This window comes from Janibacter cremeus (assembly GCF_013409205.1).
Classification (GTDB): domain Bacteria; phylum Actinomycetota; class Actinomycetes; order Actinomycetales; family Dermatophilaceae; genus Janibacter; species Janibacter cremeus.
Genome location: NZ_JACCAE010000001.1, coordinates 2,807,396 through 2,832,851, shown reverse-complemented (window position 1 = coordinate 2,832,851; position 25,456 = coordinate 2,807,396). Strand labels below are relative to the sequence as shown.

Sequence of the window (25,456 nt, the reverse complement as noted above, 5' to 3'; positions counted from 1 at the left end):
TCCTGTCAGGTGGGTCAGGCGGAGCGCTTGTGCTTGCGCTTGCCGCTCTCCTCGTGACGCACGATCGTCGGCAGGACGTTGTCGCGCACGACTTCCTCGGTGACGACGATCTGCTTGATGCCCTCGTCGCTCGGGGCGTCGAACATCACCGGGAGGAGCACCTCCTCGAGGATCGCACGCAGACCGCGGGCACCGGTCCCGCGGGCGATCGCGGACTCGGCGATCGCCTCGAGGGCATCATCGGTGAACTCCAGCTCCACGCCGTCGATGTCGAACATCTTGCGGTACTGCTTGACCAGTGCGTTCTTCGGCTCGGACAGGATCTCCACCAGGGCCTCGCGGTCGAGCGGGCTGACCGTGGTGATGATCGGCAGGCGCCCGATGAACTCCGGGATGAGGCCGAACTTCATCAGGTCCTCGGGCATGACCTCGGTGATCGCCTCGGCCAGGTCCGTGGACTTGTGCAGCTCGGAGCCGAAGCCCAGCCCCTTCTTGCCCACGCGCGACTCGATGATCTTCTCCAGGCCGGCGAAGGCACCGCCGACGACGAAGAGGACGTTCGTGGTGTCGATCTGGATGAACTCCTGGTGCGGGTGCTTGCGTCCACCCTGCGGCGGGACGGAAGCGGTCGTGCCCTCGAGGATCTTCAGCAGCGCCTGCTGCACGCCCTCACCGGAGACGTCCCGGGTGATCGAGGGGTTCTCCGACTTGCGGGCGACCTTGTCGACCTCGTCGATGTAGATGATCCCCTGCTCGGCCTTCTTGGTGTCGTAGTCGGCCGCCTGGATGAGCTTCAGCAGGATGTTCTCGACGTCCTCGCCGACGTAACCGGCCTCGGTCAGTGCCGTGGCGTCGGCGATGGCGAAGGGGACGTTCAGCATCCGTGCGAGCGTCTGGGCGAGGTAGGTCTTGCCGCACCCGGTCGGGCCGATGAGCAGGATGTTCGACTTGGCGATGTCGACGTGGTCCTCGTCGCGCTTGGCCGCAGCACCGTCGTCGGCCTGGATGCGCTTGTAGTGGTTGTAGACCGCGACCGCCAGCGCCTTCTTCGCCTTGTCCTGACCGACGATGTACGTCTCGAGGAAGTCGAAGATCTCGCGCGGCTTGGGCAGCTCCTCGAGGCCGAGGTCACCGGAGTCGGTCAGCTCCTCCTCGATGATCTCGTTGCACAGGTCGATGCACTCGTCGCAGATGTACACGCCCGGACCGGCGATGAGCTTCTTGACCTGCTTCTGCGACTTGCCACAGAAGGAACACTTCAGCAGGTCGCCACTCTCTCCGACTCGTGCCACGTCCGGTCCTCTCTGCCTGGTGGGTCGACCCGTCCGGTCGCCTGTGTGTCGACGGTACCCAAACGGGGTGTCTCGACCCCCATTCGACACCCCCGGACGGGCGCACGTCCTCCTTGTCCGCTATGAGCGCAACGGTGGTGACCGGGCCCGAGCAGCACGAGGGGCCCCGGTGGTCCGGGGCCCCTCGTGCTGGTGGTCGCTCAGTCCTCGAGGGAGGCCTTGCGTGGGCTGAGCACCTCGTCGATGAGGCCGTACTCCTTGGCTTCCTCGGCGGAGAGGATCTTGTCGCGCTCGATGTCCTCGCGCACCTCCGCGGCGGTCTTGCCCGAGTGGCTCGCCCAGGTCTCCTCGAGCCAGGTGCGCATCCGTAGCACCTCGTTGGCCTGGATCTCGATGTCGCTGGCCTGGCCGTACTCACCGCCGGCGAGCGCCGGCTGGTGGATGAGCACGCGGGCGTTCGGCAGGGCGAAGCGTTTGCCCTGCGTGCCGGCGCCCAGGAGCACGGCAGCCGCGGACGCCGCCTGGCCGATGACGAAGGTCTGGATGTCCGGACGGATGTACTGCATCGTGTCGTAGATCGCCGTCATGGCCGTGAACGAGCCGCCGGGGCTGTTGATGTACATGAGGATGTCGCGCTCGGGCTCCATCGACTCGAGCACGAGCAGCTGGGCGATGACGTCGTCGGCGGAGGCATCGTCCACCTGCACCCCGAGGAAGATGATCCGGTCCTCGAAGAGCTTGGTGTAGGGATCCGTGCGCTTCATGCCGTACGAGGTGCGCTCCTCGAACTGCGGCAGGACGTAGCGGTTCGACGGGCCGGGACGCATCGGGGCGCCACCCGGCTGATTGGTACGGAGCTGGGGGTCGAAGTTCATGGTGTCTCCTGGTGGCTCGCGGGGAAGGGGCTCAGTCGCTGACGGGGTTGGCGTCCCCGCGACCGGCCTGATCGGAGCGCTCGAAGACGTGGTCGACGAAGCCGTACTCCTTGGCCTCCTGCGCGCCGAACCAACGGTCACGGTCGGAGTCGATGTGGATCTGCTCCTGCGTCTGCCCGGTGTGCTCGGCGATGAGCTCGGCCATCTGGGTCTTGACGAACAGCATCTGCTCGGCCTGGATCTTGATGTCGGAGGCCGTACCACCGATGCCACCCGAGGGCTGGTGCATCATCACCCGTGCGTGCGGGGTCGCGTACCGCTTGCCGTGCGTGCCGGCCGACAGGAGGAACTGGCCCATCGAGGCGGCCAGACCCATCGCGACGGTGGCGACGTCGTTGGGGATCCACTTCATCGTGTCGTAGATCGCCATGCCCGCAGAGATCGAACCACCGGGGCTGTTGATGTAGAGCCAGATGTCCTGCTCGGGGTCCTCCGCGGCCAGGAGCAGCATCTGGGCGCAGATGGCGTTCGCGTTGTCGTCGCGCACGTCCGACCCGAGGAAGATGATGCGCTCCTTCAGGAGGCGCTGGTAGATGTGGTCGTCGAGTCCCATCCCGCCCTGCGGGCCGGCCGCGACGATCTCGCTGCTGTTGCTCACGCTCACTCGCTTCTCCGCCGTGACGGCGGTGCCTTCGATCAATGGCCTGTACCTGACTGTCCTTTTCACTGACCCTAACGCTCGTCGGCCCGGACTGTTTCCCGTCCTCGGTACGTGTTCGCCGTGAGCGCAACGCATGCAGCGAAGGGGGTGTGGCTGCGCACACCAGGCAGCTCGCTCACGGCGCCTGCTCGGGCGGGCTGACCAGGAGGGCGAGACCGGCGAAGCCATCGAGCTCGACGTGGAAGCCGTGCAGCTGGTCCACCTCGCCGAACGCCGACCCGTCACCCAGGTCCATCAGGCGCGACCCGGGCTCGAGACACTCGCTGATCACCGTCCCGGCGACCGGCTCGGCGGAGAAGTTGAGCACGGTCACCTGCAGCTGTCCGGGGACCTGCTCGTACTCGTGCACCAGGACGAGCATCGCCTCGTGGGCGACGTCGGGGATGTCCACCTGACGGGTCGTGGCGATCGCGAAGTAGCCGCGCAGGTGGAGGATCTCGCGCAGGCGGGTGACGAAGGAGTCGCGCTCCTGCAGCTGTCGGTCGACCGGTCCGTAGAGACTGCGTGCCCGGGGCATGCCTGACGTCGACCCCTGCTCGTCCGGCGCGACGTCGAGCAGGTCGTAGGCCGGCCGGTGGATCCACCGCGTGTCGCCCTCGTGCAGGAGACCCTCGATCTCCTCCGCCGCGATCGGCAGCGCCCCGACGAGATCCCACCCCGACAGCGCGAAGACGCCGGGTTGGAGTGCGTTGAACATCACGAGCAGGAGGTGGGCACGACGCACCTGCTCGACCTGCTCGTCGGTGATGGTGTCGAGATCGGTGATCCCCAGCGCCGCGGTGATCACGGACGCGGTCGTCGAGGCGATGCCGTTGGTCGTGAAGACGAGGTTGTAGGGAGCTGCGTCCCCGGTCAGCGCGTCGGTCAGCTCCCCGCGGACCGTCTCGGCCAGCTCCTCCCCCGTCACCTCCTCCTCGCGGAAGGTGTAGACGTCCTCGCGGTGGCGACTGGCGAAGTGGACGAGCTCGTAGGTCAGCTCGTCGTGGTTCTGCAGCGCGTGCACCAGCCCGGCCGCGTCGACGCCCAGGCGCTGCGCCTCGCGCAGGGTCAGCCGCAGGAACTCCGTGTCCCCCGTGGCGAGCGCGTGGTGGTAGGCGGGCCGGGTGATGAAGTCGTAGGACAGGTCGGCGCCGCCGGCCGCGGTGTCCCTGATGTCCTCGATCGAGAGGTTGAGCTCCTGGAAGGTGAAGCCACCCACCTTGCGCACCATCGAGCCGATGAGCTGGTTGGCGGCCTCCGAGAGCGGGTGCCCCTCGGACCAGGCCGGGCCGACCTCGAGGGTGCGCTCCACCCCGAGGAAGCCGTTGGCGTCCAACCGCAAACCCCCGGAGCCCAGGTCGCCGATGCTGTGGAGGGCGTCCCCGATGACCAGGCGCATCCCGGCGAAGGTGGGGTCGAGCCAGTTGACCGAGGGCTGCCCCTCCTTGAAGTAGTGCAGGTAGACCCAGCGGCGGGTCACGCCGTCGGGACCCGTGACCGGCGCCGTGGCCGACCAGTTGGTGTCCTTGACCCCCGGCACGTGGAAGATCACCCGCTGCAGCTCGCCGATGATGTGTCCGGCCTCCGTGAGGGCCATCTCGTCGACCTCGTCGAGGTTCGCCGAGTCCCTGCCCTCGGGGACCTCCGGGAGCAGGTGCCACTCATCGGCAGGGATGGAGATCATGTGGTAGATCCCCGGGTAGTCGTCCACGCCGAGCTCGGCGAGACGGAAGTCGGCACCCTTGCCGGTGTGTCCCGGGACGACGTCGTCGATGACGGTGCCCTCGTGCTCGGCGGCGACCCGGCACATCTCCCGGAAGTCCTCCTCGGTGCCGAAGAGGTCGTCGATGTGCGTCCCGATGCGGTCGAAGTGCCCGTCGACGCTCGGCGTCGGGTTCCACCCGGACAGACCTCCGGCTCGCTTGACCGGTCCGGTGTGCACCGCGTGGATGCCGATCTGCTCGAAGGCGGCCCACAGCTCCGGGTCGGCGAGTGTGGCGAGGAAGGACTCCCCGCGTCGGGTGATCATCGAGATCGGGTAGGCGGTGAACCACACCGAGGCCGTCTGCACCGCCGCCCGCGGGTCGGGGCGGGCGTAGGGGTTCTGCCACATGGAGCCCAGACCGCTGAACTGGTTGGAGATGTCCTTGGCGTCCTGGAGCATCGACTGACTGCGCAGCCAGTCGACGTAGACCGGGTTGGACCCGACCGGATCGCCCGAGCGCTGCTGTGCCGACGAGGGCGATGCCTGGGAGCGGAGCCGGGCCCGGGGACGCAGGGCCTTCGGCCGTGCCGGGAAGAAGATCCGGGCGAAGTTGGGCTCTCCGGGGTCCTCGACCTCGAGCGCTTCGGGTGCCTCGGGCGGATCGTCGTCGAGCTCGCTCATGGCGCCAACGCTACGACGTGGCGACGTCGTGCGCTGCCGTGTCCCCCGGATCGACCCCGCCAGCGTCCCCGGTCGGCGTACCAAGGTGCTCACGGGCCCACCGCGGCACCACGAAGAGCGCGTCGGCCTCAGCCGTGACCCGACCCTGCGGATCGCGGATGTCGCCGCGGGCACGCACCTTCCATCCGTCCACCTCCTCGACCCAGGCGCGGGCGACGTGCTCGATCCCGAGCAACGTCGGACGTCGGTAGGTGGTGTTGAGGTAGGCGGTCAACCCCGGGCGCCCGACCCTCGCCGGCGCCGAACCGACGACCTGGTCGAGGACGGCCGCAATCATCCCTCCGTGGACGCACCCCGGGGGGCCCTCGTAGCCGGCACCCAGGCAGAAGGTGGCGCTCATCGTGCCCTCCGTGTCGCCCGTGACCGCCAGGGGTGGAGCGATGGGGTTGCGCATGCCGGCCATCGGGTTGCCGTGATCACGCAAACGCCCCCCACTCGTGGTCTCGAGACCGAGAGGTTCGCTCTGGGCCCGTACGAGAAGCCGCTGCGTCAGCGTCCGGACCTCCTGCGCGACGGCCGTCAGCGTGTCGTCATCGACACGCGTGCGCACGCACGCATCGACCATCTCCCGAAGGCTCACGGCGAGGTCACCCTGGGCCTGCTCGGTGGCCGCGAGCGCGTCCGGGTCCTCGACGGTGGCGGGAGAGGCGAAGACGCCGTCGGTCATGGGTGGTCCTCCTGGTGGGCGGGTACTGAACGAGTGTGCAACGACGAGGGCGCGGAGGCAACGGCCACGGCGTGGGCGAACGACCGCTCGCGCACGGCGGCCACCGCGACGAGAGCCGGCAGGGACAGCAGACCCACGACCAGCAGGGAACGCAGCACGCCCACGTGGTCCCCCAGCAGGCCGAGCAGGGGCGGCCCGACGATGAAGGCGAGATACCCGATCGTGGAGACGACCGACAACCGGGCGGCCGCACGCGCCGGGTCGTCCGCGGCCGCGCTCATGCCCACCGGGAAGCCGAGGCTGGCTCCGACCCCCCAGAGCACGATCCCGGCGAAGGCGAACGGGGTCGACCCGAGGACGACGAGGAGGGAGCCGACACCGGCGAGGGCGAAGAGCCCGCGGAGTACCGGCACCCGACCGAAGCGGTCGAGGAGTATCACTCCGGCCAGGCGCCCGCAGGTCATGGCGCCGAGGAAGGTGGCGAAGGCCAGGACACCGACCCAGCCCTGCTGCTGATGGCCGTCGGTGACGGCGACGGCGATCCAGTCGTTGGCCGTGCCCTCGGTGAGCGCGGCCACCAGGACGACCAGGCCGATGACCAGGGTGCGTGGCTCGAGCCAGGCACTCCCCCACACGGCGGTGGCCCTCGCCTCGCCGGTCGGCTGGTCCCCGGTGGCCAGGAAGGCGCGCGCCGTGGGCAGCCCCAGCATCAGGACGAGGAGCCCGGCACCGGCGAGGTGTACTAGGACGGGCACGTGCAGGGCCACCAGCACCGTCGCGACGAGGGCACCCAGGACCGTCCCGCCCGAGAAGCAGGCGTGGAAGAGCGGCATGACGGTCCGGCCGAGACGCTGCTCGACGGCGGCGCCCTCGTGGTTCATCGCCACGTCCCACAGCGAGACCCCGATGGCGAAGACGAGGAGTCCCAGAGCAGTTGCCCCGGCCCGCCCGGCGAGGTCGAGTCCGGCGCCGAGGCCCACGAGGCCGAGGGCAGCGACGAGGATGCCGATGATCGTCGTGCGGGCAGCGCCCAGGGCGGTGATGATCCGGCCGGCCATCGGCAGCGCGAGCACGGACCCGAGCGCACCGGCGAGCAACGTGCGGCCGAGCTCCCCCGGGGTGAGCGCGAGGTCGGACTTGATGTCGGGGATGCGCGATGCCCACGAGGCGAAGCCGAAACCGTTGACCGCGAAGGTCACGAAAACCGCGTTGCGGGCACGACGAAGGCGGTGTCCTGAGGCGTGAGGGCCCCCGGGCCCGAACCACGAAGGGGGGTCACCACCCGTGGGCGATGACCCCCTTCGTCGTGGGGTGGGAGCGGTCAGGCCTGCTCGTCCTCAGTGGTCTCGGACGCCTCGGCGGACTCGTCCTCGACGACCTCGTCCGCACCGTCGTCCCCACCGGGGGTGATCTCCTCGAGGTCGACCGCGTTGCCGTCGGCGTCGACGATCGTGGCCTTGTCGAGCGCAGCGGCCAGGGCCTTGCGGCGGGCGACCTCACCGACCATGCCCTCGACCTGGCCCTGCTGGTCGAGCATCTGGGCGAACTGGTTGGGCTCCATGCCGTACTGCTGGGCCTGCATCATCAGGTACTCGATGAGCTCGGGCTGACCGACCTCGACCTCCTCGGCCTTGCCGATGGCGTCGAGGAGGAACTGGGTCTTCAGCGCCTTGCGGGTCTGCTCGTCGACCTCGGCACGGTGCTCGTCGTCCTCGAGGCGGCTCTCCTGCTCGAGGTGGTTGTGCACCTCGGTCTCGACGATGCCCTCGGGGATGGCGATGTCGGTGTTCTCCAGGAGGTGCTCGAGGACCTTGTCCCGGGCCTGGATGCCCTGCTCGAACTTCTTCGCCTGCTCGGCCTGCTTCGCGACGTCCTCACGCAGCTCGGCGGCGGTGTCGAACTCGCTGGCCATCTGGGCGAACTCGTCGTCGACCTCGGGCAGCTCGCGGACCTTGACCGACTGGACGGTCACGGTGCAGTCGGCGACGGTCCCGGCCTGGTCGCCACCGGCGAGCGGGGCGGAGAAGTTCTTGGTCTCCCCCTTGCTCATGCCCAGCAGCGCCTCGTCGATGCCCTCGAGCATGTTGCCGGAGCCGACCTCGTAGGAGACGCCCTCGACGGAGTCGACCTCCTCGCCAGCGGCTTCGGCCCTGAGGTCGATGGAGACGAAGTCGCCGTTCTCGGCGGTGCGGTCGACGCCCACGAGGGTGCCGAAGCGCTCACGCAGCTCGGTGAGCTTCTCCTGGACGTCGGCGTCGGTGACCTCGAGGTTGTCCACCTGGATCTGCAGGCCGTCGTAGTCCGGGAGGACGACCTCCGGGCGAACGTCGACCTCGACGGTGAACTTCAGGTTCTCCTCGTCGGTCATCGGCACCTCGGTGATGTCCACCTCGGGCTGGCCGATCGGGTCGATCTCGGTCTCGTCGACGGCCTTGCCGAAGAACTCCGGGAGGGCCTCGTTGACTGCCTCCTGGATGACCGCGCCCTTGCCGACGCGCTGCTCGATGATCCGCGCGGGCACCTTGCCCTTGCGGAATCCGGGAACCTGGATCTGGTCACCGATGGACTTCAGGGCCGCGTCGACGTGCGGCTGGAGCTCCTCGCTCGGGACCTCGACGGTCAGCTTGACCCGGGTCGGGCTGAGGTTCTCGACGGCACTCTTCACTGCAGGCACTCCACACGATCTTTGACGACGACGGGGGTTGGGGCGCTGGCCTTCCGGTCGGACTATCGACCCTTGGGCGCGCACGCACCGTCCCGGCTGTCCGGGACACGAGCAACCACTGTATCGGCTGGACTCCCACAGACCGAATGCGCCGGCACTCAGTCCTGGCGCGGCACCAGCGAGATGAGGGTGAGCTCGCCCTCGATCGACGACTTCTCGGTGACGACGCCGACCTCGTCACCGCGCACGGTGAACAGGGCGATGGCCTTGCCGTCGTACATCTTCTGGAAGTGCTTGTAGGTGTACTTCGCCGTCAGTGAGGTGCGGCGCACGTCCATGCCCTTCGCCCGGTCGGTGAGCTCCTTGTACTCCAGGACGGGTGCGAAGGGGGTGCGTGCGGTCAGGTGGGAGGCCGTCTCCGTGCGGTCGGCACCGACGTGCTCGAGGGCCGCGGGGGCCAGCTGGAAGACGTGCGCCCGGCCGAGCACGTGGGAGAACTCGCGGGCGGCGATGGTGTTGCGTTCGTCCTGGTCGGTGGCCGCGACGAAGGTCTTCAGGCCCGCCATGTCCATGTCGCGCACGACGTAGTCGCTGAGCAGGTTGGCCATCTCGACCCGCACCCCGGCCATCCGGGCCCGGTGGAGCGCCGCGCGGTAGACGGTGACCATGACGACGTCGACACCCTCCTCACCGAGTGCCTTGGCCACCCGCACGATCCACTCGTCACCCCCGGCGAGGATGACCCCCTGGGGCGAGGTCGTCGCCAGGCCGAGACGCTCCGCGAGCCGTCCGACGCCGAGTCCGTAGATGGCGACCGTGGCGACGATGACGAGGAAGACCAGCGGCACCATCTGGCCGGCCTGCTCCCCGAGCTGACTCAGCCGGGCCGCGTGCTCGGGGTCGGACACGCGATCCGCCGCGTGGGTGAGCTCGAGCGCGAAGACGCTCGTCACCGCGGCGGCGACGATGCCTCGCGGCGCCATGAAGGCAAGCAGGCGCCGCTCCTCCTTCGTCGAGCCGGTCCCCAGGAGCCCCAGGAGGATGCTCACGGGGCGCACGACGAGCACGAGCGCCAGGACGAAGATCCCCGCGACGGGCGCGACCTGGAGGACCGCGTCGGGCGCGACCCGGCCGGCGAGGACGATGAAGAGGATCCCGACGAAGAGCACCTGCAGGTGCTCCTGGAACTGGGCGACGTGCTCGAGGTGGAGGTTGGGCCGGTTGGCGAGGTAGACGCCCAGGATCGTCACCGTGAGCAGCCCGCTCTCCGACGCGATGGCGTTGGAGAGGGCCAACGACCCCACTGCGGCGGAGAGGAAGACCGCGCCGTGGAGGAAGTCGGGCACGAGGTGGCGCTTGATGGCGAACTCGAGCAGTGCACCCAGGACGAGGGCGATGACCACGGCCGTGACGATGGTCGTCCCGAGGGAGGTCAGGACCGCACTGACGGGGTCGGCGGAGGCGCCGGCGAGCACGGCCTGGAAGACGAGGACCGCGAGGATCGCGCCGATCGGATCAACGACGATGCCCTCCCAACGCAGGAGGGCTGCGATCCGCCGGGTCGGGCGCAGCTGACGCAGGATCGGCCCGATGACGGTCGGTCCGGTCACGACGAGGACGGCCCCGACGAGCAGCGCGAGCTCGATGGGGAATCCGAGCAGCCACCCCGTCAGGGTGATCAGTGTCCAGGCCACCAGGACCGTGACGGTGCACAGCCGCACCGTGCTGCGCCCAAGATCGGCGATGTCCTTGAACCTCAGCGACAGGCTGCCCTCGAAGAGGATCACCCCGACGGCCAGGCTGACGCCGCCGAAGAGGACGTCCCTGCCGAGCACCGCGTCGGGGGTGACCACCTGGCCGAGGCCGAAGCCGACGAGGAGGAGGATGAGGATCGAGGGGATTCGCACGGCCCACGCGATGACCTGGCAGGCCACCGCCAGTGCGGTCACGAGCGCGAGGTAGCTCGCCGGGTCGGTGATCACGGCGACAGACTGCCATCCCGGCAGTGGCGCGCACCAAATGATGGCCACCGTGGTCGGGGTAGCCGGATTCGAACCGACGGCCTTCCGCTCCCAAAGCGGACGCGCTACCAAACTGCGCCATACCCCGTTGACCCGATTGCGCTCGGGCCGTGTGCGGGCACTAGGCTAACCCCTGCCGCTCCGGCCGTTGCGCCCCAGGCCGACTCACGGAGGGCGCGCGGGTGTAGCTCAATGGTAGAGCCCCAGTCTTCCAAACTGGCTACGCGGGTTCGATTCCCGTCACCCGCTCCATCTGTCCGCGGCGATCTGCGACAGGACACGGTCGCTTAGGTGAGGCTCTCCAAAGTAGGAGTACAGTCCTCCCCGTGCTTGCCAACTACCTGATCGGACTGCGCGAGGGCCTCGAGGCCGCCCTCGTCGTCAGCATCCTCATCGCCTACCTGGTCAAGTCCGAGCGGCGGCACCTCCTGTCGCGGATCTGGACCGGGGTCGCGCTGGCAGTGCTGATCAGTCTCGCCTTCGGGGCGCTGTTGACCTTCGGTCCTCGCGGCCTGACCTTCGAGGCCCAGGAGCTGATCGGCGGCAGCCTGTCGATCATCGCCGTCGGCTTCGTCACGTGGATGATCTTCTGGATGGCCCGCACCGCCCGCGGGCTCGCAGGGGAGCTGCGCGGCCGCATCGACGAGGCCGCCGGAGGCCAGCACGCCTGGGGGCTCGTCGTCGTCGCCGTCCTCGCCGTGGGACGGGAGGGCCTGGAGACCGCGCTCTTCCTGTGGGCCACCTCCCGCGCGGTCAGCAGCGACGGCGGCTCCACCTGGACACCCCTCGTCGGAGCCGCACTCGGCATCGCCACCGCAGTCCTGCTCGGCTGGCTGATCTACCGCGGCGCGATCTCGATCAACCTGTCCACCTTCTTCACCTGGACCGGGGCCTTCCTCATCTTCGTCGCAGCCGGCGTCCTCGCCTACGGCATCCACGACCTGCAGGAGGCGCACTTCCTGCCCGGACTGAACACCCTCGCCTTCGACGTCTCCCACATCATCGACCCGAACACCTGGTACGCCACGCTGCTGAAGGGGATCTTCAACTTCACCCCGAGAACCACGGTCCTGCAGGCCATCGGCTGGGTGGCCTACGTCGTCCCCGTCCTGACCCTCTTCGTCCTCGGTGCCCGCCGGCGGACACCCCGCCCTTCGCACGCCACCCCCGTCACCACTGCCTAGAAGGAACCCGACCGATGAACCTGCGACACCTCGCCACCGGTGCCTCCGTTGCCCTGCTCATCCCCACCCTGGCCGCCTGCACCAGCAACTCAGCGCCCGCGCAGGACGAAGGGGGAGACGACCGGGCCATCTCCGTCACCTCCACGCAGGACGCCTGCGACGTCTCCTCCACCCAGGTGCCGGCCGGCACGTTGACCTTCGACGTGACCAACGAGGGCTCGCAGGTCACGGAGTTCTACCTCCTCGGTGAGGACGGCCTGCGCATCCTGGGTGAGGTCGAGAACATCGGCCCGCAGCTCTCCCGCGAACTCGTGGTCAACGTGCCTGCCGGTGCCTACACGACAGCATGCAAGCCGGGCATGAAGGGCGAGGGCATCCGCGCGGACTTCACCGTCGCGAAGTCCGAGGAGGGCGAGGTCCCGGTGGCCGACGAAGCCACCGTCACGCAGGCCGAGGCCAACTACGCCACCTACGTGAAGGACCAGTCCGATCAGCTGCTGACCACGACACAGGAGTTCGTCGAGCTGTACAAGGCCGGCACGGACGACGAGGCCAGGGACCTGTACCCGCGGGCACGTGTCCACTGGGAGCGCATCGAGACGGTCGCCGAGTCCTTCGGTGACATCGACCCGAAGCTGGACGCCCGTGAGGCCGACCTCGAGGAGGGCCAGAAGTGGACCGGCTGGCACCGCATCGAGAAGGACCTGTGGCCGCAGGACGCGCAGGACTACACCCCGCTGACCGATGCGGAGCGCGCCACCGTCGCCGATGATCTGCTGGAGACCACCACGACGCTGGACACGCGCCTGCAGGACATGACCTTCACCATCGACCAGATCTCCAACGGGTCGATCGGTCTCCTCGAGGAGGTTGCCATGGGCAAGATCACCGGCGAGGAGGAGATCTGGTCCCACACCGACCTGTGGGACTTCCAGGCGAATGTCGACGGGGCCCGCGTGGCCTACGAAGGTGTGCGACCCGTTCTCCAGGCCAAGGACGAGCAGCTGGCCACCGAGCTGGACAGGCGCTTCGAGGCACTCCAGAAGGAACTGGACCGGCACCGCACGGGCAAGGACGGTTTCGTCTTCTACACCGAGCTGTCCGACTCCGACGTGCAGGCACTCGCCGATGACGTCAGCGCCCTGTCCGAGCCGCTGTCGAAGCTGACGGGAGCGATCCTGTGAGGCGCCGCAGATCTCCTGACGAGCCCGACGAGGCCAGTGAGGCCAGTGAGGCCGGCGAGGCCAAGGACACGGGCCACCGGCCCTCCCGTCGCGCTGCGCTCCTCGGGGGCAGTGGACTGCTCGGGGCCGTGGGCCTGGCCGGTGGCTTCGCCGCAGGGCAGGCGGTCGCGGATGACAGCGACGAGGGCCACCCGACGGTCTTCGACCTCTACGGCACCCACCAGCCGGGGATCTCGACCCCGGTGCAGGACCGGCTGCACTTCGCCGCCTTCGATGTGACCACCGCGTCCCGCGACGAGCTGATCGAGATGCTGAGGGAATGGACCAAGGCCGCGGAGCGGCTCATGCACGGTGACTCCGCGGGGCCGGTCGGCCCCACCTCCGGTGACTACCGGATGCCTCCGGACGACACCGGTGAGGCGATCGGGCTGCCCCCCTCCCGCCTGACCCTGACCTTCGGTTTCGGTCCGAGCCTGTTCACCGACGAGGAGGGCGTGGACCGCTTCGATCTGGCCGGTCGCCGCCCAACGATGCTCGCGCCACTGCCGCACTTCCCCGAGGATGCCCTCGATCCCGAGCGCAGCAACGGTGACCTGTGCGTCCAGGCGTGTGCCGATGATCCGCAGGTGGCCGTGCACGCCATCCGCAACCTCGCCAGAATCGGCTTCGGCACGGTCCGGATGCGCTGGTCCCAGCTCGGCTTCGGCAAGACCTCGAGCACGACCACCGGCGAGGAAACGCCCCGCAACCTCTTCGGGTTCAAGGACGGAACCATGAACATCACCGCCGACGAGGATGCGGAGCTCGACGAGCACGTGTGGGTCTCTCCCGAGGACGACCCCGGCGCCGACTGGCTGGCCGGCGGGTCGTACCTCGCGGTGCGCCGGATCAACATGCGCATCGAGACCTGGGACCGTCAGCCCCTGGGCGCCCAGGAGGAGTTCATCGGACGGACCAAGGGCGGCGGCGCACCACTGTCCGGAGGCAAGGAGCACAGCCAACCCGACTTCGACATGGAGGGATCCACCGGGCCGGTCATGCCCCAGGACTCCCACGTGCGGCTGGTGCACCCGTCCCACAACGGCGGCGCACGGATTCTGCGGCGGGGCTACAACTTCGTCGACGGGTCGAGCGCGCTGGGCGATCTGGACGCCGGTCTGTTCTTCCTCGCCTACGTGCGCGACCCGGACCGGCAGTTCATCCCGATGCAGAACGCGATGGCCAAGAGCGACGCGATGATGGAGTACCTGAAGTTCACCGGGTCGGCGCTGTTCGCCATTCCCCCGGGCGCTCGGAAGGGCGAGTACATCGGGCAGGCACTCTTCACCTGATCCGACGCGAGAGGCAACCCACATCCCCCCTCGCGCGTCTGGTTCCACATGACGTGGTTCACACGTCGCTCCGCGGGGCACCGCGCCCCCGGCCGAAGGGGAAGAGATCATGGGTACTCGTCGTCAGTTCACTCGTCTGGGCATCGCGGCCGTGGCCGCCGCTGCCACCGTCGCCGCCGTACCGGCGGCCGCACCAGCCAGCACCTCCGGGCCCTACTGCGGGATCTGGTGGGGGTCGACCGCCACATCGGCCCCGACCCAGACGACCGGCACGCTGACCGACGTGCGTTCCGGTCGGCACGCGTGCTTCGATCGGCTCGTCCTCGACGTCGACGACGTCCCGGGCACCCTCGGGTACAGCGTTCGCTACGTCAACTCGGTCCGCGCCGATGGCAGCGGTGCCCGGGTCCCGTTGCGGGGAGGTGCTGACCTGCAGGTCGTCCTGAGAGCACCGGCCCACACCAACCACGGCGTCCCGACCTACCAGCCGTCCCACCCGCGCAACCTGGTGGACGTTACGAACTACCGGACCTTCCGTCAGGTGGCATGGGCGGGCAGCTTCGAGGGGCACACGACCATCGGGCTGGGGGTGCGGGCACGACTGCCGTTCCGCACGTTCGTGCTCGACGGTCCCGGTGACGGCGCCCGTCTGGTCATCGACGTCGCGCACCGCTGGTGACGGTGGTGATCCCGGCCGCCGGTCGGTCAGCTGCGCGGGGGTCGGTCGCCCGTTCGTGGTGAGCCTTCGCACGTGGATCGACCGGCCGGCGTCTTGGGATCACTGGTCCGACGCACACACCGCACCGACGGCGGGTGACGCGGACCCGGTCATCGCTGTGGCCGTCTCCTCGATGAGGCGGGGCGTCACCCGTCCACCTCCGGTTCCGAAGGGATTCGCCAGGGACACGACGATGAGCAGCAGGACGACCGTGAAGACGCTCGACATCGACACCAGCAGCGCCTGCGTGTTGCGTCGTGCAGGCAGGGTCACGGCGAAGATCAGCATGACGACGAACACACCGCCGCCGACGAGCAGCGCCCAGAGCATCGGGGGCATTCGCGTCTCCGCAGCCACGATGCGGATCTCTCGGGCGGTGGAAATACTGCCGATCTGCGAGGCCAGGTTCGTCGCCGACGCGGCATGCAGGGCGCCTGTCGCCGGCTCGTCCCGCTCGCCGAGCGAGAGGACGAGGTCGAGGTACGTCGCGTCGACCTCGGGGGACCCGCCGGTGTGCTCCGCAAGTGCCGGCCAGTCGTGGGTCGGCACCGAGCGGGCGTAGCAGATCAGCGCGCGCTGGACCGCGGGCCGCGAGCCGGGGAAGAGCTCAGCCTGGTTGTAGGCCGTCCCGATCGACGTCGCCTCGGCGCCGACCGCCTGCCGCGCGTCGGCGAACTGGCCGAAGAGGAAGAGGATCGAGAAGCCGACGACGACGCCATAGGCGGTCGCGATGTACGACAGGGTCGATGCCCACGAGTTGACGTGGACCTCTCGGTCCCCGACGAGCTTGCGGGCCCCCACACACAGCGCGAAGGCCACGAGGAAGGCGACGACGAGAAGCACTGCATTTCCTTCGGGGCTGCTCATGGCCGCTGCCCCTCCTCTCTGGCCGACTCCTCACGAGGCAAGGATCCGCGCCTTCTGCGCGGCGAACTCCTCGTCGGTGAGAATCCCCTGAGCCTTCAGATTGGCCAGCTCAGTGAGCCGGTCGATGATCGCGTCTCCACTCCCCCCTGCCTCCGCTACCGGCGCAGGTGGACTCACTGGTGGAGGGGCGGCGGCTGGGGCGTATACCCGTGGCTCGGCCGCCGGAGGGGAGGCCTGTGCGTCCTGGGCGGCGAAGCGTGCCGCCTGTCGTCGTTGCACGCGTCCACTCGCGGCCGACGCGGTACCGGCGATGACCGCCGTGCGTGCAACGCCTCGAAGTAGTCCCGGCATGGTGTCCTCCTGGGTTGGTGATGGCGTTGATCGGTGAGGCTGTCAGTGCTCGGACTCAGCGGCGTCCAAGGCATCCAGGAGTAGCTGGGCCGGGATGCGCTCGCTCGCCGCCACCCGTCCACCCGCGGCATCGACGGCGGCCACGAACCCGCTGGCCCACGTGTTCTCGATGGCGATGAGCAATCCGGTCATCCCGGGCTCGAGGGCCTCGCCTGCCTGGTCCAGGTCCGAGGAGTCGAAGAGACCACTCTCGGCGCCCGCGAAGGCCTCGAAACCGTCGAGCCCCGGGGCCGCGTCGCTGACGCCCACCCGTGTCGCTCGTCCGGTGTCGTCCTTGCGCACGGCGGCCACGTCGAACAACCGAATGAGCCCGCGGTCGAGCACAGCGGCCAACTCCGTGGCCACAGGGCTCGTGGTGGCGTGCTCGGGAAATTCGATGAGAAAGAAGTCGAGGGGCCCGAGGGCTGTTCCGTGCGTCATCAAGCGCTCCTGGTGTCGTGGGCGGCTGAGGATCGAGCGTCGCACTGCGAATCGCCGGCCGCATCATGCGAGATGGGTGATCGCGGCGTCGGACTCTCATGGGGACCAGACACACCGTCGGCTCCTCGGGATGCACAGAACGGCCCCCAGAGCGCTGGGCGATGCTCGGTCCGCGTCGCGATGCGCAGCGAGCGCCCGTCCGCAGTACCCAAGTCGGCGACCGCAGGGTCGTCGCCCAACCAGTGCAGTGCCCTCCGCTCGTCATCGGCAGCGGCCCGAACGAGGGTCGCGACGACGTGGAAGTGCTCGTCGCGCCACGCTGCTGGGCTCCCACGCCAGGCGAGAACGTCGGAGACCCACACGGCGTGCCCGCGCATCCAGCGATGGTGGCCGGGCAGACAGATGCGTGCCGGGATGTCCCCCTCGCGCTTGCGCAACTTGCGGTTTCGCAAGATGAAGACGGAGATCCCCATGACGCACAGCCACAGCGGGACACCCAGCATCAACAGCAGCGTCCAGATCATCAGGTGCCTTCCGCCGCGGTGATCGAGTCATCCTCATTCTCCGCCCCACCGCGACTGCGGGAGTCATGCTATGTGGGTGACGTGCAGCCGCAGCGCACGTGGTGGGCTGTGTCGATGGACAGCGATGGCGCGTCAGCAGCAGTGGTCCCGCAGGTCGCCGCATCGGAGAGTCGAGCACTCGACAGCACACCCTCGGGGGTGCTCCAGGACGTGACCAGCACGAGGACGCTGAGGCTCCTGCTCGGCGCCGCGGCGATCGCATTCCTCGCTGTGACGATCAAGGCCGCCAGCGACATCGTCGGACCGTTGATGCTCGCGCTCGCGTTGACGATCGTCTTTCACCCACTGCGCAAACGCCTGTCCCGGCACGTGCCGGGATGGTTGGCATCAGTGAGCGTCCTCGTCGGCGTCTACCTCCTGCTCATCGTCCTCGGGCTGATGCTCCTGGTCTCATTCGCTCGCATGGCGCAACTGTTGCCGCAATACCAAACTCAACTCAACGAGGAACTGGCAATCATCGGAACCACCCTCCACTCGTGGGGGATCTCGCAGAGCCAGTTGGAGACGATGAAGGACTCCGTGAACACCGCACGCGTGGCATCGGCTGCGGCCTCGGTACTCGGCGCGCTGCTGGGCGTGCTGTCCAACTTCTTCTTCATCGTGGTTCTGCTGCTCTTCCTCGCCTTCGACGGCGCGCAGACCGAACGGCTCATGACACACGCCGCGCGTTTTCGGCCCAATGCCGTCGAGGCGATGTCCTCCTTCGCTCGGGGGACGCGGGCCTACCTGAGCGTGTCGGCCGTCTTCGGGCTCATCGTCGCAGTGATCGACACCGGCGCCCTGTGGATCATGGGGGTGCCCGGCGCCTTCGTGTGGGGTGTACTCGCGTTCGTCACCAACTTCATCCCCAACATCGGTTTCGTCATCGGGGTGGTCCCCCCGGCGCTCATCGCACTGCTTGACGGAGGACCGAGCCTGATGATCGCGGTCATCATCGTCTACAGCGTGATCAACTTCGTCATCCAGTCGATCATCCAACCGCGGTACATCGGCAACTCAGTCGGCCTGTCGACGACGTTGACCTTCCTCTCCCTTGTCTTCTGGACCTTCATCCTCGGACCGCTCGGGGCCATCCTCGCGGTGCCGATGAGCTTGCTGCTCCGAGCGGTGGTCGTCGAGGCGGACCCCGCGAGCCGATGGCTCCTACCACTCGTCAGCGGCCAGCTCGAGCCGGAGCTCGACCACCCGCTCGCACCCGACGAGCCAGACCCCGAGCCCGAGCCCGAACCCGCCTGACACTCATCCCACCTGCATGATGCGCGCAGGCACGGCACGGCGTTGACTGGTGGCCAGCCACCGAAGGAGCAGAGGGCCCATGGACCACGCAGAGCAACTTCGACACCTCGCCCTCGACAACCACGACGAGCTGACTCCGCTCGGGGCGATCGATCCCAAGACACGTTCGCTCGTACGCTTGGGCGCTCTCGTCGCAGTCCTGGCCGGGGTCCCCTCGATCCGGGTCGAGATCGATACGGCTGTGGGTGCGGGGGCGACCGAGGCAGAGATCCTCGGCGTCCTCGACGCACTGCTGCCGGTCGTGGGTCGCCCCAGGGTCGTGGCGGCCGCACCGAAGGTGGCCCTGGCCTTGGGCGAGGACGTGGACCTGCTCCAGCTCCCGGGGTTGAGCTGACCTACGTCAGTGTCCGAGCAGGCCGATTTCGAGGGCACGGTCGACCGCGGCACCCCGGGTGGTGACGCCCAGCTTTCGGTAGATGGATCCCACCTCCGAGCTCACGGTGTTGCGCGAGATGAAGAGGCGTTGGCCGATGCCGGCGAGCGTCAGATGCGTCTGCAGGTAGGGCAGCAGCCTCAGCTCCGCCGGGGTGAGGGGGACAGTCGCCACCCGCTCCACCGTGTCCACGAGCGTTCTGCGGAATCGGTCGATGTCCTCGACGAGGGCTCCCATCGCGGGGCGTCTGACGAGGATCTCGTCGATCTCGCGGAGGACGTGCACCGCAGCCGTGCGGTTGCCGTCGTTGACGAAGGCCTTGGCGAGCTGCAGATGGACGCGGATCGCCAGGAAGGGCAGCACATGAGTGCAGTCGACACGGGCGCGCATCGCTCGGGACAGATGACCCTGCGCCGTCGACGTGTCCTCCCGGTGCTGTGCGACCCGGGCAGCGACCGCGTAGACGAAGGCCGACAGGGCATAGCCCTCCAGGTGGTGCTCCTCGATCATCCGGACGGCCGCGTCCACTCGTGCCTCCGCCTGCGACCACCCCCCGTCCTCCATGGCCAAGAGCGCCAGCTCGGCTTCGCTCAACATGACAGACGTCGACGATCCGACCTCGAGCGCGCACGCCGACGACCGGGAGAACGCGTCTGCCGCCGCGTCCCTGTCGCCGACGAGCAGGGCCGTCGACCCGAGTGCGTACAGGGCGGTGGCCCGCCATGGACTCCACTCCGGCTCGTACGCCGCAGCGAGCGCCGCGTCTTCGTACGCCATACGGGGACCGTGCAGGCACATCACGGCACGCACCAGCGCACGGGTCGACGCGAACTCGGCTCGGCGCCGCTCGGGCAGCGTGTCCTCGTCGATGTCCTCGAGCACGGCAGCCCACCGTTCCGAGCTCGGCGACTTCCCCTGCAGGAGCGCGGTCCACGTCGCGACAACGAGCAGATCCGGCGACGCCTGGATCACCGCGTCCTCGATTCGTGAGAGCCACCCGATGATCACCGCGAAGTCCCCCCGCGCATAGGCAGGCACCGCCGTGGCCGCGATGAGTCTCGCCGCACGGGTCGGCTCCCCGGCCGCTAGTAGGTGATCAACAGCCGCTTGGGGGCGACCGTGCTCTTCGAACCACGTGGCGGCCCGCACGTGCAACTCGCCGACGATCTCGCCCTCATCACGGTTGAGTTGTGCGACCAGGAAGTCACGGAACAATGAGTGGTAGCGAAACCGGAGTCGGCGGCGGTCAAGGGGAACGAGGAAGAGGTTGAGCTCCTCGACACGTCGCAGGTGTGCGGACGAGTTGGAGATCCCCACCACCGCGTCGCACAAGGGAGCGGACAACTCCTCAAGAATTGCGGTGCGCCGCAAGAAGCTCTTCAGATCTTCCGGTAGGCGGGCGAAAGCCTCGAGGTGGAGGTAGTCGGAGATGGCGCGCTCATCGCCGAAGAGCGACTGCGCATCTCCTCCGGCGCGGACGGTCAATGCGTAGAGGAAGAGTCCGGCCGGCCACCCTTCGGAGCGAGCAACCGCTGCGGTGACGTCTTCGTCGGACACGACGACCCCGCTGTCGCTGAAGATCTGCCGAGCACCGTCGGCATCGAGTCGAAGGTCGTCGGCACCGATCTCGAGCATGTCCGCACGCAGCCGGCGCCGCGTGACAAAGGTCTGCTCGTACCGACTCGTCAGGACGAGCTGTGAGCCCTCGGGTACGTCGGCGAGGGCGACCTCCAGAGCGTCCTGGCACTCATCCGAGCCCACGGCGTGCAGGTCGTCGATGAACAACACGAAAGGTTCCGGGGCTTCGCGTATCACGGCCGCGAGCAGGGGCGCGGCCCCGCCGAGAACGGCGACCTCGGTCCCCCGCATCTTCGGCACGATGTCCGCTGCCCGTGGGGTGATGGACCTGCAGGCCATCGCCAGGACCGTCAGCAGCGCACCGGCCTCGTCATCGAATCGGTCGAGTGATGCCCACGCGACACGACGGTTCTCCAGGTGGGCCCACTCGGCAGCCATGGTGGACTTCCCGTACCCCGCTGGCGCAGTCACCGTGACGACGCGCCCACTGCTTCGCTGCGCCGCTTCGATGAGCGGACGCCTGGTCACCGTCCCCCGGCTCGGCCGGTTCACGATGACCTTGCCTTCCAGAGAGACGGACGCCGGACTCACCGCTAGTAGGGGCGAGACCCCGTGGGACTTCGTCATGGCGTTCTTCCCCCCCCCGACCGACAACCGTGTCCTGCCCTTCCTACCATCACGGCCGTGGTTCGGGGTATAGCAGGACGACGCGGCTGACCAGTCGCTCGTCCATGCAGGGTCACTGCAACGCGGAGGTCAGACGGGCCAGGCCGTCCACCACAGTGCGTCTGGTCGGTTCCATCGCCCACTGCTGCGCGGTCAGCTCGGTGCTGATGCTGCGGTACTCGTCCTCGACCCGTCGCATCTGCTCCACGTAGTGCCGCGACCTGACCATGAGGGAAACCTCGCAGTTCAGGCCGAACGAGCGCATGTCCATGTTGCTCGACCCGATCACCGCGACGTCGTCATCGATGCTGAAGTGCTTGGCGTGCAGAATGTACGGCGCCGGGTACTGGTAGATGCGCATGCCGGCGTCGAGCAGCGACGCGTAGTACGAGCGTTGCGCGTGCCAGACCAGGGCCTGGTCCCCGATCTCGGACACGAACAGCTCCACGGTGACTCCGCGTGCGATGGCGGCCATGATCCCGCGCAGCATGGACTCCTCCGGGACGAAGTACGGGCTCGTGACCGCCACCCGCTCCCGGGCGGCGTAGAGCAGGCTCAGGAAGAGCTGGAGGTTGTTCTCCACGGGGTATCCGGGGCCACTGGGCACCAGCTGGCACTCGAGGAGCTCGCCCGCCGGGGTCGTGGCGGTCACCGACGGCGGGTCCGTGGCGGGCAGGCGCTCGCCCGACTCCATGTACCAGTCGGTCGCGAACACGAGATCGACCGACGCGACGACCGGGCCCTCGATCCGGGTCATGAGGTCCTGCCACTTCAGTCCGCGCGAGATGTTCCCCTTCTTGTTGTAGGTGCGGTCGATGAGGTTCTGGGAGCCGATGAAGGCAGTGCGTCCGTCGACCACGAGCAACTTGCGATGGTTGCGCAGGTCCAGTCGCTGGTAGCGGCCCTTGAGCGGCTGCACGGGCAGCATGAGATGCCATTGCGCACCCATGGCGTCGAGACGGGCGATCGTCGCCTTGTAGTCGCGACAGTGCGAAGAGGCCCAGTGGTCCAACAGCACACGAACGGTCACACCACGCTCCACGGCTGCTTCGAGCGCGTCGAAGAACGGGGAGGTGCTCTCGTCGAGCGACAAGATGTAGAACTCGACGTGCACGTAGGTTCGCGCACCCGCGATCTCCTGGGCCATCGCGTCCAAGGATTCGGCGTAGTCCCCGATGAGTGAGCCCCGGTTGTCGGCCAGCAGGGGCATGGCGGTGTGCTCTTCGTTCATCCGGACCACCCCGGCCACCCACTCCGGCCACTGCGAGGTGTCCGGCTCGGGCGACTGCGCGGCGTGCTCGGCGATGACGTCGTCCATCTCCTCCTGCTTGTGCAGCCGATGACGCGGCAACTTGGGATTCCCGATGAGCAGGAACAGCAACCCCCCGAGCACCGGGATGAAGAAGATCGCCAGGAGCCAGGCCATGGCCGCCGTGGGGCGTCGGTTGGGCGGTACGTATATCAACGCGAGGAGCCGCAGCCCCAGGTCCAGCAACAGCAACCCGCTGCCAAGAGAGGCGACGTAGAGCAGTGACATGGGTATCGCCTTCGTGGGAGCCGGATGGGTCGCCGTGCGTTGGCGTTGGCCGAGTGCGTGGCGATCCAGACTCACACGACCCAGTCGTCCCCGCGTCCCCCAATGAGCGTGAATCGGTCGGTATGAGGGACGACCCGGTGCCGCACGACGGTGTCAGGTGGGCCGGGTCAGTCCTGACCGGTGACTCGGAATTCGTGGATCGACCGGCCGGCACCCCTGCCCTTCTCCTCGAACCCGGCACTGGGTCGCCAGGTCGGGCGCTCCCCCTCGACCACCACGACATCGCCGTGCTCCTCGAGCTGACCGCGCACGTGGTCGGCGTAGGCGGCGTGGTCGGTGGCGATGAGCAGGTGGCCGCCGGGGCGCAGTCGGTGCAGCAGCATGTCCAGGGTGTCCTGCTGGATGAAGCGCCGCTTGGCATGACGTGCCTTCGGCCACGGGTCCGGAAAGAACAGGTGCACCGCCTCGAGCTGGTCCGCGCCGACGCACTGCACGAGGTACTCGATGGCATCCCCCCGGTGCACGCGGACGTTGTCCAGACCTTCCTCCTCGGCGCGGACCATCAGCCGCGCGACTCCGGGTACGTGCACCTCGGCGGCGACGATCCCGTGGTCGGGCCGCTCGCGTGCGTAGGCGATCGCAGACTCCCCGTACCCGGAACCGATCTCGAGGACGACCGGCACGTCCCGACCGAAGACCTCGGCGGAGTCGAGCGGCGTCGTCGGGACCGCGAAGCGCGGCAGGAGCGTGTCCATCCGATCCTGGATCTGCTGGGACATCCGCCAGCGGGGGGTGAACGTGCGCACGGTGGCACGGTGGCGCCCCTCCTGCGTCAGCGGGGTGTCCGTCAGGGGTGCCTTGTGGGGGTCGGGCTCGCAGGTGCTCACGGCCGCACAGGCTATCCCGCCGCAGGCAGTGACCGTCAGTCGCGCCAGATGATCACGGCGGCACGGTCATCGTCGGCTCCCGCACGTCCACCGTCGACGAGGGCCTTGGCCAGCCCGGGGTAGCCCCGGGTGAGCCGGGCCTGGGCGGCGCCCAGCATCCAGTCGATGCCGTCGTCGAGGTCACGGCCACGTGACTCGATGATGCCGTCGGTGTACACCAGCAGGGCGTCGCCGCGGTTGAGGACGGTGTGTGCCTGGGGGTACTCGGCCTCAGGGATGAGCCCGAGCGCCGGGCCGCGATTGCCCTCGAGCGGGACCCAGCGCCCGGAGCCGGCGTCGTAGCGCATCGCCGGCGGGTGGCCGGCCGAGGCGACCGAGGCCTCTCCTGTCTCCAGGTCGAGGCAGACGTGCACGGCGGTGGCGAAACCCTCGTCCCACATGTCGCGCTCGAGGAACTCGTTGGCCATCGGCAGCACCCGGTGCGGGGTGGCCGAGCCGATGACGCCGCCGAGGGCGCCGGCGAGGACGAGCGCGCGGGTCCCGGCCGCCTGTCCCTTGCCGCTGACGTCAGCGAGGACCATCTCGAGCTGACGGCCGCACCGACTGCTCGAGGTGATGTTGAAGTCGCCGGCGAAGGCGTCTCCGTGCGCGGTCGCGAAGGACCGCTCCGCGTGCCACCCGGACGGCAGCCGTGGGATGTCACCCATCGCACGCAGGCGGGAGCGCAGGTCCGAGAGCATGCGGTCACCCTCGAAGGTGGCCGCACCGTGGTGCGAGCGCGAGGTGGCGACCGCGTACATCAGTGCGAGGGAGACCATCAGCGGGAGGGCGCCTCCCATCCCGCCGCCGGAGAAGATGAAGGACCATGCGACACAGGCGAGGACAACCCCGAAGACCATCCGCACCTGCTGCAGGGTGCACAACGTGGTCGCCAGGAGGCACACGGGCACGAGCGTCACGAGCGGGATCGTGGCGGCCCAGACCTGGTGGGCGACGGCGATCGCGAGGACGGTGGTCAGGACCGCCAGCAGCAGCGGCGTCCCCTCGACTCTTGGCAGCGACCGCGGCAACCACCGCCGCTCCGCCCACGCAGGAATGCGACTCGGCAGGATTGCAGACACGCTCTACTCCCCCGGTCGTCCTGTGCCCCACCAAGTGGTGGGACCTGACCGCACCATAAGCGCGCAGACGCCGTCTGTGAAGTGGCCGTGACCGATCGGAAACCTGGTGAGCACCCGTGTCAGGGGCGCGGTTTCGACCTCAGGGCAGCGGCGGGAGGGTGCCGTCCCCCTCGAAGGCGCTCACCATGTCGATGCGCCGCTGGTGGCGCTCCTCGCCCGTGAAAGCGGTCGCGAGGAACACCTGCACCATCTCCTTGGCCTCGGCGAGCGACTGCATCCGGCCGCCCATCGACAGCACCTGGGCGTCGTTGTGCTCGCGGGCCAGACGGGCCAGCTCGGCGTTGTAGCACAGCGCCGCCCTGATCCCGGGGACCTTGTTGGCGGCCATCTGCTCACCGTTGCCGGAGCCCCCCAGGACGATCCCACGGCTGCCCGGGTCGTCGGCCACGGCCTGGGCGGTCCGCAGCACGAAGACGGGGTAGTCGTCAACGGCGTCGTACTCGAAGGGGCCGTGGTCGGTGACCTCGTGGCCCTCCGTCGCGAGGAAGGTGAGCAGCTCCTGGTGGAGCTCGAAGGCCGCGTGGTCGCCGCCGATGTGAACGCGCAAGATCTCTCTCCGGTGTGTGGAAGGGG

Annotated in this window: 23 protein-coding genes and 2 tRNA genes; 7 read left to right on the top strand and 18 right to left on the bottom strand. The window is 68.6% G+C overall.

Features of this window, described 5'->3' with window-relative positions; translation table 11 throughout:
* Positions 1 to 14: 14 nt before the first annotated feature.
* The 9 genes from clpX to BJY20_RS13435 form a co-directional block, all read right to left on the bottom strand.
* A complete protein-coding gene (gene clpX / locus BJY20_RS13475; protein WP_185992003.1) occupies positions 15 to 1,292 on the bottom strand; it encodes an ATP-dependent Clp protease ATP-binding subunit ClpX in 1,278 nt (425 codons plus the stop codon).
* 200 nt (positions 1,293 to 1,492) lie between these two features.
* Positions 1,493 to 2,167: an ATP-dependent Clp protease proteolytic subunit gene (locus BJY20_RS13470; protein ID WP_281366045.1), complete on the bottom strand. Its 675-nt coding sequence runs from the start codon at positions 2,165 to 2,167 to the stop codon at positions 1,493 to 1,495.
* Positions 2,168 to 2,198: 31 nt separating this feature from the next.
* Positions 2,199 to 2,780 carry an ATP-dependent Clp protease proteolytic subunit gene (locus BJY20_RS13465; protein WP_185992615.1) on the bottom strand — a complete coding sequence of 194 codons (582 nt, stop codon included), beginning with the start codon at positions 2,778 to 2,780 and terminating at the stop codon, positions 2,199 to 2,201.
* Between the two features lie 223 nt (positions 2,781 to 3,003).
* A complete protein-coding gene (treS, locus tag BJY20_RS13460) occupies positions 3,004 to 5,253 on the bottom strand; it encodes a maltose alpha-D-glucosyltransferase (protein ID WP_185992002.1) in 2,250 nt (749 codons plus the stop codon).
* A 10-nt stretch (positions 5,254 to 5,263) separates the two neighbouring features.
* Positions 5,264 to 5,980 carry a PaaI family thioesterase gene (locus tag BJY20_RS13455; protein WP_185992001.1) on the bottom strand — a complete coding sequence of 239 codons (717 nt, stop codon included), beginning with the start codon at positions 5,978 to 5,980 and terminating at the stop codon, positions 5,264 to 5,266.
* Complete coding sequence (locus tag BJY20_RS16540; RefSeq protein ID WP_343062902.1) at positions 5,977 to 7,179, bottom strand: MFS transporter; 1,203 nt, start codon at positions 7,177 to 7,179, stop codon at positions 5,977 to 5,979. Before BJY20_RS16540 ends, BJY20_RS13455 begins: the two co-directional genes overlap by 4 nt.
* Positions 7,180 to 7,301: 122 nt before the next feature.
* Positions 7,302 to 8,645, bottom strand: a complete 1,344-nt coding sequence (gene tig / locus BJY20_RS13445) for a trigger factor (RefSeq protein ID WP_185992613.1) — start codon at positions 8,643 to 8,645, stop codon at positions 7,302 to 7,304.
* Between the two features lie 158 nt (positions 8,646 to 8,803).
* Positions 8,804 to 10,627, bottom strand: a complete 1,824-nt coding sequence (locus BJY20_RS13440) for a cation:proton antiporter (protein ID WP_343062901.1) — start codon at positions 10,625 to 10,627, stop codon at positions 8,804 to 8,806.
* A 50-nt stretch (positions 10,628 to 10,677) separates the two neighbouring features.
* Positions 10,678 to 10,754: transfer RNA gene (locus BJY20_RS13435), tRNA-Pro, on the bottom strand.
* A gap of 90 nt (positions 10,755 to 10,844) precedes the next feature.
* Here BJY20_RS13435 and BJY20_RS13430 point away from each other — a divergent pair.
* From BJY20_RS13430 to BJY20_RS13410, 5 genes are all read left to right on the top strand, one after another.
* Positions 10,845 to 10,918, top strand: a tRNA-Gly gene (locus BJY20_RS13430).
* A gap of 74 nt (positions 10,919 to 10,992) precedes the next feature.
* Positions 10,993 to 11,850 (top strand): iron uptake transporter permease EfeU, encoded by an 858-nt coding sequence (efeU, locus tag BJY20_RS13425; RefSeq protein ID WP_185992000.1) that lies wholly within the window; start codon positions 10,993 to 10,995, stop codon positions 11,848 to 11,850.
* Positions 11,851 to 11,864: 14 nt separating this feature from the next.
* Positions 11,865 to 13,034, top strand: coding sequence for an iron uptake system protein EfeO (gene efeO, locus BJY20_RS13420; protein ID WP_185991999.1), 1,170 nt, complete (start codon positions 11,865 to 11,867; stop codon positions 13,032 to 13,034).
* Positions 13,031 to 14,365, top strand: coding sequence for an iron uptake transporter deferrochelatase/peroxidase subunit (gene efeB / locus BJY20_RS13415; RefSeq protein WP_185991998.1), 1,335 nt, complete (start codon positions 13,031 to 13,033; stop codon positions 14,363 to 14,365). Before efeO ends, efeB begins: the two co-directional genes overlap by 4 nt.
* A gap of 109 nt (positions 14,366 to 14,474) precedes the next feature.
* Positions 14,475 to 15,044 (top strand): AMIN-like domain-containing (lipo)protein, encoded by a 570-nt coding sequence (locus BJY20_RS13410; protein ID WP_246297158.1) that lies wholly within the window; start codon positions 14,475 to 14,477, stop codon positions 15,042 to 15,044.
* Positions 15,045 to 15,143: 99 nt separating this feature from the next.
* Here the strand turns inward: BJY20_RS13410 and BJY20_RS13405 are convergent, their stop codons facing one another.
* The 4 genes from BJY20_RS13405 to BJY20_RS13390 are packed head-to-tail and all read right to left on the bottom strand — an operon-like array spanning position 15,144 to position 17,305.
* A complete protein-coding gene (locus BJY20_RS13405; protein ID WP_185991997.1) occupies positions 15,144 to 15,950 on the bottom strand; it encodes a bestrophin-like domain in 807 nt (268 codons plus the stop codon).
* A gap of 30 nt (positions 15,951 to 15,980) precedes the next feature.
* On the bottom strand, positions 15,981 to 16,301 hold the full coding sequence (locus BJY20_RS13400) for an SHOCT domain-containing protein (protein ID WP_185991996.1): 321 nt from the start codon (positions 16,299 to 16,301) through the stop codon (positions 15,981 to 15,983).
* Positions 16,302 to 16,343: 42 nt separating this feature from the next.
* Positions 16,344 to 16,781 (bottom strand): DUF6325 family protein, encoded by a 438-nt coding sequence (locus BJY20_RS13395; protein WP_185991995.1) that lies wholly within the window; start codon positions 16,779 to 16,781, stop codon positions 16,344 to 16,346.
* Positions 16,781 to 17,305 carry a hypothetical protein gene (locus BJY20_RS13390; RefSeq protein WP_185991994.1) on the bottom strand — a complete coding sequence of 175 codons (525 nt, stop codon included), beginning with the start codon at positions 17,303 to 17,305 and terminating at the stop codon, positions 16,781 to 16,783. Before BJY20_RS13390 ends, BJY20_RS13395 begins: the two co-directional genes overlap by 1 nt.
* Positions 17,306 to 17,419: 114 nt before the next feature.
* On the opposite strand from BJY20_RS13390, the gene BJY20_RS13385 reads away from it, so the two are divergent.
* Together BJY20_RS13385 and BJY20_RS13380 are read left to right on the top strand one after the other, a co-directional pair.
* Positions 17,420 to 18,601, top strand: coding sequence for an AI-2E family transporter (locus BJY20_RS13385; protein ID WP_185991993.1), 1,182 nt, complete (start codon positions 17,420 to 17,422; stop codon positions 18,599 to 18,601).
* Between the two features lie 79 nt (positions 18,602 to 18,680).
* The gene (locus BJY20_RS13380) at positions 18,681 to 18,995 is read left to right on the top strand and encodes a carboxymuconolactone decarboxylase family protein (RefSeq protein WP_185991992.1); all 315 of its coding nucleotides are present in this window, start codon (positions 18,681 to 18,683) and stop codon (positions 18,993 to 18,995) included.
* A 6-nt stretch (positions 18,996 to 19,001) separates the two neighbouring features.
* On the opposite strand, the gene BJY20_RS13375 is transcribed toward BJY20_RS13380, so the two are convergent.
* The 5 genes from BJY20_RS13375 to BJY20_RS13355 form a co-directional block, all read right to left on the bottom strand.
* A complete protein-coding gene (locus BJY20_RS13375; RefSeq protein WP_185991991.1) occupies positions 19,002 to 21,050 on the bottom strand; it encodes a LuxR family transcriptional regulator in 2,049 nt (682 codons plus the stop codon).
* 301 nt (positions 21,051 to 21,351) lie between these two features.
* Positions 21,352 to 22,815, bottom strand: a complete 1,464-nt coding sequence (gene cls, locus BJY20_RS13370; protein ID WP_185991990.1) for a cardiolipin synthase — start codon at positions 22,813 to 22,815, stop codon at positions 21,352 to 21,354.
* A gap of 167 nt (positions 22,816 to 22,982) precedes the next feature.
* A complete protein-coding gene (gene trmB, locus BJY20_RS13365) occupies positions 22,983 to 23,702 on the bottom strand; it encodes a tRNA (guanosine(46)-N7)-methyltransferase TrmB (protein ID WP_185991989.1) in 720 nt (239 codons plus the stop codon).
* A gap of 35 nt (positions 23,703 to 23,737) precedes the next feature.
* Positions 23,738 to 24,823, bottom strand: a complete 1,086-nt coding sequence (locus BJY20_RS16535; protein ID WP_185991988.1) for a SpoIIE family protein phosphatase — start codon at positions 24,821 to 24,823, stop codon at positions 23,738 to 23,740.
* A gap of 139 nt (positions 24,824 to 24,962) precedes the next feature.
* Positions 24,963 to 25,430, bottom strand: coding sequence for a ribose-5-phosphate isomerase (locus tag BJY20_RS13355; protein ID WP_185991987.1), 468 nt, complete (start codon positions 25,428 to 25,430; stop codon positions 24,963 to 24,965).
* Positions 25,431 to 25,456: the final 26 nt, after the last annotated feature.

Coding starts and splice junctions, on each gene's coding strand:
- BJY20_RS13410 (WP_246297158.1), top strand. CDS start 14,475: ATGGGTACTCGTCGTCAGTTCACTCGTCTGGGCATCGCGGCCGTGGCC.
- treS (WP_185992002.1), bottom strand. CDS start 5,253: ATGAGCGAGCTCGACGACGATCCGCCCGAGGCACCCGAAGCGCTCGAG.
- BJY20_RS13390 (WP_185991994.1), bottom strand. CDS start 17,305: ATGATCTGGACGCTGCTGTTGATGCTGGGTGTCCCGCTGTGGCTGTGC.
- BJY20_RS13395 (WP_185991995.1), bottom strand. CDS start 16,781: ATGACGCACGGAACAGCCCTCGGGCCCCTCGACTTCTTTCTCATCGAA.
- BJY20_RS13470 (WP_281366045.1), bottom strand. CDS start 2,167: ATGAACTTCGACCCCCAGCTCCGTACCAATCAGCCGGGTGGCGCCCCG.
- BJY20_RS13375 (WP_185991991.1), bottom strand. CDS start 21,050: ATGGCTGCCGAGTGGGCCCACCTGGAGAACCGTCGTGTCGCGTGGGCA.
- efeO (WP_185991999.1), top strand. CDS start 11,865: ATGAACCTGCGACACCTCGCCACCGGTGCCTCCGTTGCCCTGCTCATC.
- BJY20_RS13385 (WP_185991993.1), top strand. CDS start 17,420: ATGGACAGCGATGGCGCGTCAGCAGCAGTGGTCCCGCAGGTCGCCGCA.
- cls (WP_185991990.1), bottom strand. CDS start 22,815: ATGTCACTGCTCTACGTCGCCTCTCTTGGCAGCGGGTTGCTGTTGCTG.
- BJY20_RS13380 (WP_185991992.1), top strand. CDS start 18,681: ATGGACCACGCAGAGCAACTTCGACACCTCGCCCTCGACAACCACGAC.
- BJY20_RS13455 (WP_185992001.1), bottom strand. CDS start 5,980: ATGACCGACGGCGTCTTCGCCTCTCCCGCCACCGTCGAGGACCCGGAC.
- BJY20_RS13465 (WP_185992615.1), bottom strand. CDS start 2,780: ATGGGACTCGACGACCACATCTACCAGCGCCTCCTGAAGGAGCGCATC.
- BJY20_RS13400 (WP_185991996.1), bottom strand. CDS start 16,301: ATGCCGGGACTACTTCGAGGCGTTGCACGCACGGCGGTCATCGCCGGT.
- BJY20_RS13405 (WP_185991997.1), bottom strand. CDS start 15,950: ATGAGCAGCCCCGAAGGAAATGCAGTGCTTCTCGTCGTCGCCTTCCTC.